The sequence below is a fragment of the Pseudomonas entomophila genome, from assembly GCF_013523125.1.
GTDB classification, from domain to species: domain Bacteria; phylum Pseudomonadota; class Gammaproteobacteria; order Pseudomonadales; family Pseudomonadaceae; genus Aquipseudomonas; species Aquipseudomonas entomophila_B.
Genome location: NZ_JAAMQJ010000034.1, coordinates 1 through 13,570, shown reverse-complemented (window position 1 = coordinate 13,570; position 13,570 = coordinate 1). Strand labels below are relative to the sequence as shown.

Annotated in this window: 16 protein-coding genes and 1 other RNA gene; 12 read left to right on the top strand and 5 right to left on the bottom strand. The window is 65.0% G+C overall.

Features of this window, described 5'->3' with window-relative positions:
- Positions 1–266: 266 nt before the first annotated feature.
- Positions 267–917 (top strand): gamma-glutamylcyclotransferase, encoded by a 651-nt coding sequence (locus tag G7007_RS16365; RefSeq protein WP_181103306.1) that lies wholly within the window; start codon positions 267–269, stop codon positions 915–917.
- A 95-nt stretch (positions 918–1,012) separates the two neighbouring features.
- A complete protein-coding gene (locus G7007_RS16360; protein WP_181103304.1) occupies positions 1,013–1,423 on the top strand; it encodes a flagellar basal body-associated protein FliL in 411 nt (136 codons plus the stop codon).
- Here the strand turns inward: G7007_RS16360 and G7007_RS16355 are convergent, their stop codons facing one another.
- On the bottom strand, positions 1,424–1,876 hold the full coding sequence (locus tag G7007_RS16355; protein ID WP_181103302.1) for an EVE domain-containing protein: 453 nt from the start codon (positions 1,874–1,876) through the stop codon (positions 1,424–1,426).
- A 171-nt stretch (positions 1,877–2,047) separates the two neighbouring features.
- Here G7007_RS16355 and G7007_RS16350 point away from each other — a divergent pair, with 171 nt between their 5' ends.
- Positions 2,048–2,197 (top strand): hypothetical protein, encoded by a 150-nt coding sequence (locus G7007_RS16350; protein ID WP_181103299.1) that lies wholly within the window; start codon positions 2,048–2,050, stop codon positions 2,195–2,197.
- A 19-nt stretch (positions 2,198–2,216) separates the two neighbouring features.
- Here G7007_RS16350 and G7007_RS16345 read toward each other — a convergent pair whose 3' ends face one another.
- From G7007_RS16345 to G7007_RS16330, 4 genes are all read right to left on the bottom strand, one after another.
- Entirely contained in the window at positions 2,217–2,825 is a 609-nt protein-coding gene (locus G7007_RS16345) for a 5-formyltetrahydrofolate cyclo-ligase (protein ID WP_181103297.1), read from the bottom strand.
- A gap of 84 nt (positions 2,826–2,909) precedes the next feature.
- Positions 2,910–3,088: non-coding RNA, 6S RNA (ssrS, locus tag G7007_RS16340), on the bottom strand.
- An 18-nt stretch (positions 3,089–3,106) separates the two neighbouring features.
- A complete protein-coding gene (locus G7007_RS16335; RefSeq protein WP_181103295.1) occupies positions 3,107–3,424 on the bottom strand; it encodes a cell division protein ZapA in 318 nt (105 codons plus the stop codon).
- Positions 3,421–3,630, bottom strand: coding sequence for a TIGR02449 family protein (locus tag G7007_RS16330; RefSeq protein ID WP_181092328.1), 210 nt, complete (start codon positions 3,628–3,630; stop codon positions 3,421–3,423). The genes G7007_RS16335 and G7007_RS16330 overlap by 4 nt, the downstream gene beginning before the upstream one ends.
- A gap of 152 nt (positions 3,631–3,782) precedes the next feature.
- Here G7007_RS16330 and G7007_RS16325 point away from each other — a divergent pair, with 152 nt between their 5' ends.
- The 9 genes from G7007_RS16325 to gcvH all read left to right on the top strand — a co-directional run bounded on the left by G7007_RS16325 (position 3,783) and on the right by gcvH (position 13,277).
- Entirely contained in the window at positions 3,783–4,346 is a 564-nt protein-coding gene (locus tag G7007_RS16325; protein ID WP_181103293.1) for a YecA/YgfB family protein, read from the top strand.
- Positions 4,347–4,369: 23 nt separating this feature from the next.
- Positions 4,370–5,704, top strand: a complete 1,335-nt coding sequence (pepP, locus tag G7007_RS16320; protein ID WP_181103291.1) for a Xaa-Pro aminopeptidase — start codon at positions 4,370–4,372, stop codon at positions 5,702–5,704.
- Positions 5,701–6,900: a 2-octaprenyl-6-methoxyphenyl hydroxylase gene (ubiH, locus tag G7007_RS16315; RefSeq protein WP_181103289.1), complete on the top strand. Its 1,200-nt coding sequence runs from the start codon at positions 5,701–5,703 to the stop codon at positions 6,898–6,900. The genes pepP and ubiH overlap by 4 nt, the downstream gene beginning before the upstream one ends.
- Positions 6,897–7,379: a DUF4442 domain-containing protein gene (locus G7007_RS16310; RefSeq protein WP_181103287.1), complete on the top strand. Its 483-nt coding sequence runs from the start codon at positions 6,897–6,899 to the stop codon at positions 7,377–7,379. Before ubiH ends, G7007_RS16310 begins: the two co-directional genes overlap by 4 nt.
- Positions 7,380–7,388: 9 nt before the next feature.
- Positions 7,389–8,606 (top strand): 2-octaprenyl-3-methyl-6-methoxy-1,4-benzoquinol hydroxylase, encoded by a 1,218-nt coding sequence (locus G7007_RS16305; RefSeq protein WP_181103347.1) that lies wholly within the window; start codon positions 7,389–7,391, stop codon positions 8,604–8,606.
- Between the two features lie 105 nt (positions 8,607–8,711).
- The gene (locus G7007_RS16300; protein ID WP_181103286.1) at positions 8,712–9,713 is read left to right on the top strand and encodes an extracellular solute-binding protein; all 1,002 of its coding nucleotides are present in this window, start codon (positions 8,712–8,714) and stop codon (positions 9,711–9,713) included.
- Between the two features lie 309 nt (positions 9,714–10,022).
- Positions 10,023–11,645, top strand: a complete 1,623-nt coding sequence (locus G7007_RS16295; protein WP_181103285.1) for an ABC transporter permease — start codon at positions 10,023–10,025, stop codon at positions 11,643–11,645.
- Between the two features lie 119 nt (positions 11,646–11,764).
- Positions 11,765–12,847, top strand: a complete 1,083-nt coding sequence (gene gcvT / locus G7007_RS16290; protein WP_181103284.1) for a glycine cleavage system aminomethyltransferase GcvT — start codon at positions 11,765–11,767, stop codon at positions 12,845–12,847.
- Between the two features lie 46 nt (positions 12,848–12,893).
- Entirely contained in the window at positions 12,894–13,277 is a 384-nt protein-coding gene (gcvH, locus tag G7007_RS16285; protein WP_181103283.1) for a glycine cleavage system protein GcvH, read from the top strand.
- Positions 13,278–13,570: the final 293 nt, after the last annotated feature.

The following is a 13,570-nucleotide window of genomic DNA, read 5'->3' as shown; positions in this document are numbered from 1 at the left end:
ATTTCTCCAGAGCCTAATGCATGCCGGTCTTTGAAGTTAATCAATGGACGTGTCGAATGCTTAAACAGGTTCAGGCATAGAAGTTAAAGCGGTCTGGGATATCAAGGCCTTTTATATTTTGGCTCTATCGATATAAGTAATTGGATTACCCAATACAGCCCTTTTTCCTACCTGCCGTCGGAATTTCTGTTGTAACTTGAAACCGCGACGACCCCTTCAGGTAGATTACGACCTACCACGGTCCCGGAGAAAGGACGAGCGCCCCGATGTCATCGACTCACGCCTCCAGCGGGCAATTGACGTATCCCCCTTCGCTCGATTTCGGCCTGCAACACACCCCTGAACAACTCGCTGCCTCGATGAAGAGCACCATGGCCCGGCACCGGGGTGGTCCGGTCTGGCTCTTTGCCTATGGCTCGCTCATCTGGCGGCCGGAGTGCACGTCCCTCGAACGTCAGCGCGCCCGTGTGCATGGTTATCACCGAGGGCTGTACCTGTGGTCCCACGCGCACCGCGGCACACCCGAGCAACCGGGGCTGGTGTTCGGTTTGGACCGGGGCGGTTCGTGCAGCGGCGTCGCCTATCGACTGGACGAAGCCGATCTCGAGGCCGCTCTGCTAGCCTTGTGGCAGCGTGAAATGCCTTACCCTGCCTATCGCCCGCACTGGCTCAACTGCAAACTGGCCGATGGCACGCGTATCCAGGCGTTGGGGTTCGTGCTGGAGCGGCATTTACCCTGCTACGCTGGAAACCTGCCCGACACCTTGCTGAGCCAGATCCTGGCCACCGCCAGAGGCCACTACGGCACGACCCGTGAGTACGTGGAGCAGACGCTCGCTGCCTTGCGCGTGCACCAGATGCCCGACCGCGGCCTCGAAGCGCGTTTTCGCCGCTGTCACGGTTTGCGTCAAGCCTGATCGGGTCGTCGATCTCCTGCTTTGCCGGTTGCCGCCGATAACAGGCAGGTCGGCATGTCTCGGGTATGCTGACGTCATTTGCATGAGGAGCGAACGTGAACGCGCGGATCTTGTTGGTATTGGCCCTGTTGCTGCCAGGCGTGGCCTTGGCGGCCGAGGAAGAAGAGAAGGAAGGCGCGCCCAAGGTCGCCTATATCACCCTGACCCCACCGCTGGTGGGCAACTACGCCCTTGATGGCGGCCCGCGCCTGCGTGTGTACAAGGCCGATGTGGCCCTGCGCGTGACCGGGGATGCGGCTGCGGCGGCGGTCAAGCACCACGAGCCGTTGATTCGCAACCAGTTGGTCGGCCTGTTCGCCCAGCAGGGCGTGGATGACATGAGTTCGGTCGAGGCGAAGGAAAAGCTTCGTCAGGAAGCGCTCAAGCAGGTCCAGCAGGTGCTGGAAACCGAAGAAGGCAAGCCGATCGTCGAAGACGTGCTGTTCAACAACCTGATCGTCCAGTGATCACCGTGCGAGCGCCAGGATCGCCTGCCACTGCTCGGCGGTGACGGGCATCACTGAAAGACGGCTGCCTTTCTGCACCAGCGGCAGTTCGGCCAGCGCCGCCTGCTGCTTCAGCGAGCTCAAGGGCAGTGTGCGTGCGAAGGTGCGCACATGGCAGACGTCCACGGCGCTCCAGGGGTTCTTCTCCAGGCTGGCCTTGGGATCGAAGTAAGGGCTGTCAGGCGTCAATGCGCTTGGGTCGGGATAGGCCGCAGTGGTCACCTTGGCGATGCCGGCGATGCCCGGTTGTGGGCAGCTGGCGTGATAGAAGAAGCACTCATCGCCCGCCGCCATTGCACGCAGGAAATTGCGTGCCTGGTAATTGCGCACCCCGTCCCAGCATGCGTCGTTCAGATGGGCCAACGCCTGGATGGAGAGCTCATCGGGCTCGGATTTCATCAACCAGTAATTCATGGCACGGTCCTGACATTATTTGAAATAACTCGTTGCATCAAACCGACAGTCGGTTGACGCCAGCATTTGATTGTCGACTCGGGTTGGCGGAGAATGCGCCGGTTTTCAGGGCGACGCACCTGCGACCATCGTGGTCGTGGGGCGAATCAGTTTGCCCGAGGGGGGCAATCGATGAACCGACGCAAGACGGATCCGCTGTGGATCCTGGTGCTGATCTTTGGTCTGGGTGTGGTTACCACGGGCTATGCGCAAAACCTGCTGGAGCGCAAAGTAGACGCCTCTTATCAGGCCGTCGCCGTTCAAGATCAGTCCGTGCGTTGAGTCGCCTCGCCGGTGCCGGTCATGCCGGCACCAGGTACCATTCACGGTCCGAGACCGTTCCCTCGAGTGGTACATCCCAACTGGCCTGAGTCAGCTGCTCCACCTTCTGGCATTCATGGGCCAGCCCCAGCAGCAGGGGTTTCTTCCACGTCGTTCGACGTTGCTGGTAAGCGAGGCTGCGATCGTAGAAGCCTCCGCCCATTCCCAGGCGCCCACCGTGTTCATCGAAGCCCACCAGAGGCAGCAGGATCAGATCGAGCGCCCAGATCGGACGTTGACGCCTGCGATTGACCACGGGCTCCGGAATGCGGAACCGATTGAGGCGCAGCGGCTCGCCCCGCTCGAAGCGCTGGAACACCATGCGGGTGCGTGGCCAGGCATGCAGGATCGGCAGATAGACCTGCTTGCCACGGCGGTGGGCTTCGCGCAGCAGTGGGCCTGGATCGATCTCGCCGTCATTGGGCAGGTACAAGGCGATGTGCCGGGCGCGTCTGAACAAGGGATGCTGGGCCAGCTGGCGGTACAGACCCTTCGACGCCTGGCGCTGTTCGGTGGGTGTCAGGGCGCGGCGCGCAGTGCGCAGCAGGCGGCGAAGCTGGGGACGGGTGAGCGGCGCGGTGTCGGTCATGGCACGGGCGTCTCGGGGACAGTGCTGGCGCAGTCTGCGCCAGATGACAAGATGCCCGCCACAAGGGCGGGCATCGGCGTATTCAGGCTCCCCGGTAAGACCGCTGTCGGTGTAGCCCTTGAACCCGAAAGTTCAAGGTGGAGGTTGCCGGACGCTTTAAGGCTTTCCGTCGAGCGGACATGCACACCAGCACCACGTGCAACCCCCGTGGTTGTGCGTATCGGCTCAGGGACATAACCGACTGGCGCATCCACCAGGGAGTGCGGCCAGTATACGCGGATTCAAACGCTTTTTGCATCCGGGTCGTCGGTCAGCGCCTGGTCGACGCGCTCCAGCAAATCACGAACCTGCTCGCGGGACGTGCCCGTGGCAACGGCATCCGGACGGTCCTGCTTGTGCAGCAGGTCATGGGTAATGTTCAGCGCAGCCATCACCGCGATACGGTCGGCCCCGATCACCTTGCCGCTGCTGCGGATCTCGCGCATCTTGGCGTCCAGGTAACGGGCGGCGCTGACCAGGTTATTGCGCTCCTCGGGCGGACAGATGATCGAGTAGTCCTTGTCGAGAATCTGCACGGTGACGTTGTTGCTTGAACTCATGAGTCTTGCTCCAGGGCCCTGAGGCGCACGATCATCGATTCGACCTTGCGCCGGGCAGTCTCGTTCTTTTCGATGAGATGGGCGCGCTCTTCGCGCCAGGATCGTTCCTGCGCTACTAGGAGTGCATTACGCCGTTTTAGTTGCTCCACACGCTCGATCAGCAGCTCGAATCGGCTCATCAGCGCTTGCAGCTCGTTCTCTTGCATGGATGGCACTCGCTTCGCTCCGTCGTCACGTCCCCGGCGATGATGCCCCGGATCGCGCGCTCACGGCCAGTGCCGATAGTGTGCCGCGCGTGCCGGTGCTAGGATACGAGACCTTCATTCTAGTCATTGCGCCGCCTGGCGCCTAGTTGCCCATGCCCAATACCCAATCGCCGTACACCGCCTTCACCGCCCTGCTCAGCAGCAATGGCCATCCCGTTTCCCCTGCCGAACTGCACGGTCTGCTGCTGGGTCGCAGCTGCGCTGGCGCCGGTTTCGACGCCGAGGCCTGGCTGGCCGATGCCGCCGCACTGCTTGAGGTCGAGCCTCAGGACACCGTGCGCAATGCGCTGGTCGGCCTGCAGGAGATGGTCAAGGCCGAACTGACCGGCGACGACATCGCCATCGTGCTGCTGCTGCCAGGCGACGACGCGCCGCTGAGCGAGCGTGCCACGGCCCTGGGCCAGTGGTGCCAAGGCTTCGCCGCCGGCTTCGGCCTCAATGCCGGGGGCAAGGAACTCAGCGAAGAGGCCCGCGAAGTCCTCCAGGACCTGGTAGCCATTTCCCAGGTCCAGGATGCGCTGGAAGAGTCCGAAGACGGCGAAAGCGACTACATGGAAGTCATGGAGTACCTGCGCGTCGCGCCGCTGCTGCTGTTCTCGGAGTTCGCCAAGCCTGATGCGGCTGCCGAGCCTGCCGCCAAGCCGTCGTTGCACTGACACCCGAAGGGGGCGTTCCAGCCATGAGCCGAATTCCGAAGGCCGAGTATGTCCGTCGTCGCAAGGCGCTGATGGCGCAGATGGTCCCTAACAGCATCGCCATCCTGCCTGCGGCCGCCGTCGCCATCCGCAATCGCGATGTCGAGCACGTCTACCGGCAGGACAGTGACTTCCAGTACCTCAGCGGTTTCCCTGAGCCCGAGGCGGTGATCGCGCTGATCCCCGGCCGTGAGCACGGCGAGTACGTGCTCTTCTGCCGGGAGCGCAACGCCGAGCGCGAGCAGTGGGACGGTCTGCGTGCCGGTCAGGAAGGCGCCATGCGCGATCATGGCGCGGACGATGCGTTTCCGATCGCCGACATCGACGAGATCCTGCCAGGCCTGATCGAAGGCCGTGAGCGCGTCTACAGCGCGATGGGCAGCAATCCGGAGTTCGACCGGCGGCTGATGGACTGGATCAACCTGATCCGCTCCAAGGCCCGCCTGGGGGCCCAGCCGCCGAACGAGTTCGTCGCCCTGGATCACCTGCTGCACGACATGCGGCTGTACAAGTCGGCGGCCGAAGTGAAGGTGATGCGCGAGGCGGCTGCCGTGTCGGCGCGCGCTCATGTCCGTGCCATGCAGGCCTGCCGCGCCGGGTTGCACGAATACAGCCTCGAGGCCGAGCTGGACTACGAATTCCGCAAGGGCGGAGCGAAGATGCCGGCCTACGGTTCGATCGTCGCGGCCGGGCGCAATGCCTGCATCCTGCATTACCAGCAGAACGACGCCGTGCTCAAGGACGGCGACCTGGTGCTGATCGATGCCGGGTGCGAACTCGACTGCTACGCCAGTGACATCACCCGCACCTTCCCGGTCAGCGGGCGCTTCTCGCCGGAGCAGAAGGCGATCTATGAGCTGGTGCTCGAGGCGCAGGCTGCCGCCTTCGAACAGATCGCGCCGGGCCGGCACTGGAATCAGGCTCACGAGGCCACCGTGCGCGTGATCACCGAAGGGCTGGTGCGCCTCGGCATTCTCAAGGGCGACGTGCAGACGTTGATCGACAACGAGGCACACCGCGCCTTCTACATGCACCGTGCTGGCCACTGGCTGGGCATGGACGTGCATGACGTAGGCGACTACAAGATCGGCGGCCAGTGGCGGGTACTCGAGCCCGGCATGGCGCTCACGGTCGAGCCGGGGATCTACATCGCCCCGGACAACCAGGCCGTGGCCAAGAAGTGGCGCGGCATTGGCATCCGCATCGAGGACGACGTGGTGGTGACCCGGCAAGGCTGCGAGATCCTGACCACGGGCGTGCCGAAGACGGTGGCCGAGATCGAAGCCCTGATGAGCGCCGCGCGGGGAGACGCCGCATGAGCCGGTTCAGCCTGGCGATCATTGGAGGGGGCCTGGTCGGCGCCAGCCTGGCCGTGGCCTTGCAGGCCGGCGCCAAGGCGCGGGGCTGGTCGATCGTGCTGATCGAGCCGTTCGCGCCGGGCGACAGCTACCAGCCCAGTTATGATGCGCGGTCCTCGGCCCTGTCGTTCGGCACCCGGCAGATCTACGAGCGGCTTGGCCTGTGGCAGACCATCCGCCATCGCGCCGAACCGATCCGGCAGATTCAGGTCTCCGACCGTGGCCGCTTCGGCTCCACCCGGCTCGACGCCCTCGAAGAAGGCGTACCAGCCCTGGGCTACGTGGTCGAGAACGCCTGGCTCGGGCAATCGTTGTGGAAGGCCCTGGACCCTGACGTGGTCAGCTGGCGTTGTCCGGCCGAAGTCACCCGGATGAGCACCATCGACGGCGGTTATCGCCTGCAGCTGAACGACGACACGCACCTGGATTGCGACCTGGCCGTGCTGGCCGACGGTGGCCGCTCGACGTTGCGCGAGCAGTTGGGCATCCACGTCCACCAGCGGCCTTACGACCAGAGCGCCCTGATCGCCAACATCACCCCAGGCGAAGCCCACGGCGGACAGGCCTTCGAACGGTTCACCGAACAAGGGCCGATGGCCTTGCTGCCCCTGCCCGACAACCGTTGCGCCCTGGTCTGGACCCGTGCTGGCAATGACACGGCGCGCCTGCTGGAGGTGGACGATCGCGCGTTCCTGGACGAACTGCAGGGCGTTTTCGGCTACCGGTTGGGCAAGCTGCAACAGGTCGGCGCACGCCATGTCTACCCGCTGGCCCTGATCGAGTCGGATGAGCAGGTCCGCCCGCACCTGGTCGTGCTGGGCAACGCGGCGCATAGCCTGCATCCGATCGCCGGGCAAGGGTTCAACCTGTCCCTGCGCGATGTGCAGGCGCTGGCCGAGGCGTTGTTGGCCGGGCCTGACGTGCCGGGTGATCTGGCGACCTTGCAAGGTTACCGTCAGCGTCAGACCCAGGACCAGGCGTTGACCATCGGTTTCTCGGACCAGGTCACGCGCCTGTTCGGCACCCGTCAGCCCCTGCTCGCCACCGGGCGCAACCTGGGGTTGCTGGCGCTCGACCTGTTGCCACCGGCCAAGCGCTGGTTCGCACGGCAGGCGATGGGGCTGGGCACGCGGCCCGACCCACGGGGCGGACGATGACCGAGCCGCGCCAGCGCGTCTGGCGGGCGCGCCTGATGCGCTGGCTGATCAATCTCTATCCACCGTACCTGGGCGCCGGTATTCGCGTGCAGTCCATCGGGCCTGACCTGCGCAGTGCCAGGGTGCGGATGAAACTGACGTTCTGGAACCGCAATTACGTCGGCACCCAGTTCGGTGGCAGCCTGTACTCGATGGTCGATCCGTTCTACATGCTGCTGTTGATCGAGCAGCTCGGGCGCGACTACATCGTCTGGGACAAGGCGGCCAGCATCGACTTCATCGCGCCGGGCAAGGGACCAGTGTTCGCCGAATTCCACCTCGACGACGCCTTGCTCGATGAGATCCGCCAGCAGACCGCGGGCGGCAAGAAACACCTGCCGCGGTTGCAGGTCGATATTCGCGACGATTCCGGCGAACTGGTCGCCCGCGTCGACAAAACCCTCTACGTGCGGCTCAAGCCGCGAGCAAGGCAGGCATAAGGCATGGAAATGCGCGCGGATCTGGTAATCGTCGGGGCAGGCATGGTCGGCAGTGCGCTGGCCCTGGCCCTGCACCGCAGTGGGCTCGAGGTGCTGCTGATCGATGGCGGCCCTCTATCGGTCGCGCCGTTCGACGCGTCGAGGCCGTTCGAGCCACGCGTCAGCGCGTTGTCGGTGGCCAGTCAGCGCATTCTCCAGCGCCTGGGCGCCTGGGAAGGCATCGAGCGTCGGCGCAGCTGCCCTTACACCGACATGCAGGTGTGGGACGGCAGCGGCACCGGGCAGATCCATTTTTCCGCAGCCAGCGTGCATGCCGAGGTGCTCGGCCATATCGTCGAGAACCGGGTGGTCCAGGACGCCCTGCTCGAGCGCCTGCTGGACAGCGACGTCAGCCTGGTGCCGGGCGCGCGCCTGGAGCAGTTGCGCCACTCGGGGGATGACTGGCTGCTGACGCTGGCCGGCGGGCGGCAGGTGCGCACGCCCCTGGTGGTGGCCGCCGACGGCGCGCGTTCGGCGGTACGCTTGCTGGCCGGGTGCGAGACCCGCGAGTGGGACTACCTGCACGAGGCCATCGTGACCAGCGTACGGTGCAGCCAGTCCCACCAGGCCACGGCCTGGCAGCGCTTCACCGACGACGGCCCGCTGGCGTTCCTGCCCCTGTCGCGCGAGGCGAGCGAGGGCTGGTGCTCGATCGTCTGGTCGACCACGCCCGAGCAGGCCCGTGCGGCCATGGCCCTGGACGATGCCAGCTTCTGCCGGGCGCTGGAACAGGCTTTCGAAGGGCGGCTGGGCCAGGTGCTGCAGGCCGAGGCCCGGCTTTGCGTGCCGCTGCGTCAACGGCATGCCAAGCGTTACGTGGAGGACGGCCTGGTGTTGATCGGGGACGCTGCACATACCATCCACCCGCTGGCAGGCCAGGGCGTCAACCTGGGGCTGCTGGATGCCGCCGTGCTGGCCGAGGAACTGCAACGCGCGCAGGCCCGCGGCGAGCGTCTGGCGGACGAGCGTGTGCTCAGTCGCTACGAACGCCGACGCATGCCGCACAACCTGGCGTTGATGGCGGCGATGGAGGGGTTCGAGCGTCTGTTCCAGGCCGACCCGTTGCCCCTGCGCTGGTTGCGCAACACCGGGCTCAAGTGGGTGGACCGGCGTCCCGAAGCCAAGGCCCTGTTCGTGCGTCAGGCCCTGGGCCTGAGCGGGGACTTGCCTGACCTGGCACGCCGCTAGCCGGCGCATCGCAACATCCCGTAACGGCTTGCCAAGACGGGACGCTTTGTCCGGCAAATGGGATTGACTACGATTTGCGCCTCTGTGAATCGATGAGGAATCGCCATGCTGTCGCGCAAGTCCCTCCTGGCCGCTCTGGCCATGACGCTTTGGGGCAGTCCTGTCCAGGCCGCCGATGAAATCGTGGTGTACTCCTCGCGTATCGACGAGCTGATCAAGCCGGTGTTCGACGCCTACACCGCCAAGACCGGCGTACCGATCACCTTCATCACCGACAAGGAAGCCCCCCTGATGCAGCGCATCAAGGCCGAGGGGCAGAACGGTGTCGCCGACCTGTTGCTGACCGTCGATGCCGGCAACCTCTGGCAGGCCGAGCAGATGGGCATCCTGCAGCCCATCGAGTCGCCGGTGATCGAGCAGAACATCCCGGCCCAGTACCGGGCTGCCTCCCATGCGTGGACGGGCCTGAGCCTGCGCGCGCGCACCATCGCCTACTCCACCGATCGCGTCGATCCGGCTTCCCTGAGCACCTACGAAGCCCTGGCCGACAAGGAATGGGAAGGGCGGCTATGCCTGCGCACCGCCAAGAAAGTCTACAACCAGTCCCTGACCGCCACGCTGATCGAGAACCATGGCGAGCAGCAGGCCGAACAGATCGTCCAGGGCTGGGTGAACAACCTGTCCACCGACGTGTTCTCCGACGACACCGCCGTCCTGCAGGCCATCGAGGCCGGGCAGTGCGACGTGGGCGTGGTCAACACCTACTACTACGGACGCCTGCACAAGCAGCAGCCGGACTTGCCGATCAAGCTGTTCTGGCCCAACCAGGACGACCGTGGCGTGCATGTGAACCTGTCCGGCATCGGCCTGACCCGGCATGCACCGCACCCCGAGGCCGCCATCCGGCTGGTCGAGTGGATGACGGGCGCCCAGGCGCAGAAGCTGTTCGCCGATATCAACCAGGAGTTCCCCGCCAACCCCAAGGTCGAGCCGTCGGCCGAGGTGGCGGCCTGGGGCACGTTCAAGGCCGACGACATCCCGGTCGAGGTGGCCGGCAAGCGCCAGGCCGAGGCGATCAAGCTGATGGACCGGGCAGGCTGGCGCTGAGTCATGCCTGTGTGCCGCGACGCGCGTGCTGCTACGGGTGTGGGAGCAACTGTCTTTTTTCTACTCGGTACATGCCCGACCCTATGGGCTGATGTGTGGGCTTACCTGCGATGCAGGCGGCGCCTGACCGGACGCTATCGCTGGCAAGCCAGCTCCCACCCAGACCTCTGCAGCCGTCGGTGTAGCCATGGCTGCGCAAGCAGCTTGTGGGGCTTGCCCGCGATTGCCGCAATGAGGTGCGTGTGCCCACCGCTACCAGGACAGCCCCCGCTCTGCGCCACTCTGCCTTTCTATCACTGAGGTTCACCCTTGCCATCCTCGCCTCATCGCCGCTGGTACCTCCCCGTCGCCCTCATCGCCAGCCTGGTGCTGCTGCCGCTGAGCGTCCTGCTGCTGTCCTGGCAGACCCTCGACCTGGACATCTGGTCGCACCTGCTCGAGACGCAGATGACTCGCCTGCTGGGCAATACCTTGATCCTGGTGCTGGGCGTGAGCATCGGCGTCACGCTGCTGGGCGTCAGCCTGGCCTGGCTCACCAGCCTCTGCGAATTCCCCGGGCGGCGCTGGCTGGACTGGGCGCTGATGCTGCCGTTCGCCATTCCTGCCTACGTGCTGGCGTTCGTCTTCGTCGGTCTGCTGGACTTCGCCGGACCCGTGCAGAGCGCGCTGCGCGAGCTGTTCGGCCCCCTGCGTCTGCCGCGTGTGCGCTCGACAGGCGGCGTGATCACCGTACTGGTGCTGGTGTTCTATCCCTACGTGTACCTGCTGGCCCGCAGTGCCTTCCTGGCGCAAGGCCGGGGGCTGATGGAAGCGGCGAGGGTGCTGGGGCTTTCGCCCTGGCAGGCGTTCTGGCGGGTGGCACTGCCCATGGCGCGGCCGGCGATCGCTGCAGGAGTCGCCTTGGCGCTGATGGAAACGCTGGCCGATTTCGGCGCCGTGGCCGTGTTCAATTTCGACACCTTCACCACGGCCATCTACAAGACCTGGTACGGCTTCTTCAGCCTTTCCAGCGCCACACAACTGGCCAGCCTGCTGCTGTTGCTGGTCGCCGTGCTGCTCTACGGCGAGCGCCGGGCGCGAGGGCCGGTGCATGCCGCTCACGAGCGTGCGCGCACCCAGGCCTTGTACCACCTGCGTGGCCCCAAGGCCTTCGCGGCCAGCGCCTGGTGCTTGCTGGTGTTCGCCTGCGCCTTCGTCATCCCGGTGCTGCAACTGCTGGCCTGGCTGTACACCCGCGGGCGGCACGACCTCGACGAGCGCTACCTGGGTCTGGTGCTGCATACCCTCTACTTGGGCGCACTGGCCGCGCTGATCACCGTGTCCGTGGCGCTGCTGCTGGCCTTCGCCAAGCGCCAGGCACCGACGCGTGGCATCCGCGCAGGCGTCGGCCTGGCCAACCTGGGCTATGCCTTGCCGGGGTCGGTCCTGGCCGTGGCGATCATGCTTGCCTTCAGCTACCTGGACAACCAGCTGATGATCCCGCTGTCCGGCTGGTTGGGCGGCGCCGCGCAGCCGGTTCTGCTCGGCAGCCTGACGGCCTTGTTGCTGGCCTACCTGATCCGCTTCATCGCCGTGGCGCATGCGCCGCTCGAGAGCAGCCTGGCGCGCATCCGCCCCTCGTTGCCACAGGCCGCCCGCAGCCTGGGCGTCGCGGGACCTCGCCTGTTCTTCAAGGTCTACCTGCCCTTGCTGCTGCCCGGTGCGTTCAGCGCTGCCTTGCTGGTCTTCGTCGACGTGCTCAAGGAGATGCCCGCCACCTTGCTGATGCGGCCCTTCGGCTGGGACACCCTGGCGGTACGGGTGTTCGAGATGACCAGCGAAGGCGAGTGGGCCCGGGCCTCCTTGCCAGCGTTGACCCTGGTGCTGGTCGGGCTGCTGCCGGTCATTGGCTTGATACGGCGGTCGGCCCAAGGCCATGGCACGGCTCGCTGAGGGTGTCAGCCCGCGACCATGCCGCTACAATGCGCGGCATTTGTGACGGCAGGTCTTACAACGAATGATGACAAGGTTCTGTCATCCACTGCCTTCACCCTGCTTGGAAGGAGAAACCCATGGGACAGCGCACGCTCCTGCATGACTGGCATCTGGCGCTTGGCGCCAAGATGGTCGATTTCAGCGGGTGGGATATGCCGCTTCATTATGGTTCGCAGGTCGAAGAGCATCACCAGGTCCGCGATGATTGCGGCGTGTTCGACGTTTCCCACATGACCATCCTCGATGTCAGCGGCCCCGAGGCCACGGCGTGGCTGCGCTACGTCCTGGCCAACGACGTCGCCCGCCTGGACCACCTCGGCAAGGCGCTCTACAGCCCCATGCTCGATGAACGCGGTGGGGTGATCGATGACCTGATCGTCTATCGCACCGAAGGGGGCTACCGCCTGGTGACCAACGCCGCGACCCGCGACAAGGTCGTGGCCTGGCTGCAACGGCAGGCCGAGGGCTTCGAGGTGAGTCTCGTGCCGCGGCCCGAACTGGCGATCCTGGCGGTACAGGGCCCCCACGCTCGCGCCAAGGTCGTCGGCCTGGTCAGCGCGGCACGGGCCAAGCTGATCCAGGCGCTGCACCCGTTCGAAGGGCAGGCCGACGGCGACTGGTTCATCTCGCGCACCGGCTACACCGGGGAAGACGGGCTGGAAATCATCCTGCCCGGCGAGCAGGCTCCCCAGCTGTTCAACGACATGATCGGTGCCGGTATCGCCCCCAGTGGTTTGGGCGCCCGTGACACGCTGCGCCTGGAAGCCGGCATGAACCTGTACGGCCAGGACATCGATCAGGCCCATACCCCTCTGACGTCCAACCTCGGCTGGAGTGTCGCTTGGGAGCCGAGCGATCGCGACTTCATCGGCCGCGCCGGTCTGCTGGCCGAAATCGAGCAGGGCGTGCAGGACAAGCTGGTCGGTCTGGTGCTCGAAGAGCGCGGTGTTTTGCGCGCTCACCAGGTGGTCCGCGTCGCCGGGGTTGGCGAAGGGGAGATCACCAGTGGTAGTTTCTCGCCTACGCTGAACAAGTCGATCGCCCTGGCCCGGCTGCCCATGGCCAGCCGTGACCGCGCCGAGGTCGAGATCCGTGGCAAGTGGTACCCGGTGCGCGTGGTCAAGCCGACGTTCGTGCGCCATGGCAAGATCCTGATCTGAACCCATTCCGGCGGACCGCCGCTGATTCAAACGAGGAAGTAGACACATGAGCAATATTCCCGACGAACTGCGTTTCGCCGAAAGCCACGAGTGGGCGCGTCTGGAAAGCGACGGCACCGTCACCGTCGGCATCAGCGACCACGCCCAGGAAGCCCTGGGTGACGTGGTGTTCGTCGAACTGGCCGAAGTCGGCAAGACTTTCGCTGCCGGCGATCAGGCTGGCGTGGTCGAATCGGTGAAGGCCGCTTCGGACATCTACGCCCCGATTGGCGGTGAGGTCATTGCGGTCAACGACGCTTTGGCCGATTCGCCCGAGCAGCTCAATGAGAAGCCCTATGGCGCCTGGATCTTCAAGCTCAAGCCCAACGATACCGCCGAGCTGGACAAGCTGCTGGATGCGGCGGGGTACAAGAGTGCAATTGGTGAATGAGCAGCATTTAAAAGACATTTGGGTTGAAGCCGTGCTCCATGGTTTGCGTCTGCGGATGTGATACTGATAATGACGCGGTCAGGCAATACCTAGAAGGCCCCTGCTAAGCAGGGGCTTTTTATGGGGCGCTAGTTCGTCATGGATATGGAACGGCCATTGTTGAAGGATGGCGGCCTCAGGTTCCAAGTGCAACAGTCAGTTGATAATGTTGAGCCGATTGGTTGCCAGCAGTTGCAGATGATCCGTCAACACTTCAACAGGGAATTTCCAGCCCAATGTCTGACGAGGTCGGG

Excerpts from the sequence above, each read along its gene's own strand:
- G7007_RS16365 (WP_181103306.1), top strand. The coding sequence starts at position 267 with ATGTCATCGACTCACGCCTCCAGCGGGCAATTGACGTATCCCCCTTCG.
- G7007_RS16355 (WP_181103302.1), bottom strand. The coding sequence starts at position 1,876 with ATGAATTACTGGTTGATGAAATCCGAGCCCGATGAGCTCTCCATCCAG.
- G7007_RS16350 (WP_181103299.1), top strand. The coding sequence starts at position 2,048 with ATGAACCGACGCAAGACGGATCCGCTGTGGATCCTGGTGCTGATCTTT.
- G7007_RS16345 (WP_181103297.1), bottom strand. The coding sequence starts at position 2,825 with ATGACCGACACCGCGCCGCTCACCCGTCCCCAGCTTCGCCGCCTGCTG.
- G7007_RS16335 (WP_181103295.1), bottom strand. The coding sequence starts at position 3,424 with ATGAGTTCAAGCAACAACGTCACCGTGCAGATTCTCGACAAGGACTAC.
- G7007_RS16330 (WP_181092328.1), bottom strand. The coding sequence starts at position 3,630 with ATGCAAGAGAACGAGCTGCAAGCGCTGATGAGCCGATTCGAGCTGCTG.
- G7007_RS16325 (WP_181103293.1), top strand. The coding sequence starts at position 3,783 with ATGCCCAATACCCAATCGCCGTACACCGCCTTCACCGCCCTGCTCAGC.
- pepP (WP_181103291.1), top strand. The coding sequence starts at position 4,370 with ATGAGCCGAATTCCGAAGGCCGAGTATGTCCGTCGTCGCAAGGCGCTG.
- ubiH (WP_181103289.1), top strand. The coding sequence starts at position 5,701 with ATGAGCCGGTTCAGCCTGGCGATCATTGGAGGGGGCCTGGTCGGCGCC.
- G7007_RS16310 (WP_181103287.1), top strand. The coding sequence starts at position 6,897 with ATGACCGAGCCGCGCCAGCGCGTCTGGCGGGCGCGCCTGATGCGCTGG.
- G7007_RS16305 (WP_181103347.1), top strand. The coding sequence starts at position 7,389 with ATGCGCGCGGATCTGGTAATCGTCGGGGCAGGCATGGTCGGCAGTGCG.
- G7007_RS16300 (WP_181103286.1), top strand. The coding sequence starts at position 8,712 with ATGCTGTCGCGCAAGTCCCTCCTGGCCGCTCTGGCCATGACGCTTTGG.
- gcvT (WP_181103284.1), top strand. The coding sequence starts at position 11,765 with ATGGGACAGCGCACGCTCCTGCATGACTGGCATCTGGCGCTTGGCGCC.
- gcvH (WP_181103283.1), top strand. The coding sequence starts at position 12,894 with ATGAGCAATATTCCCGACGAACTGCGTTTCGCCGAAAGCCACGAGTGG.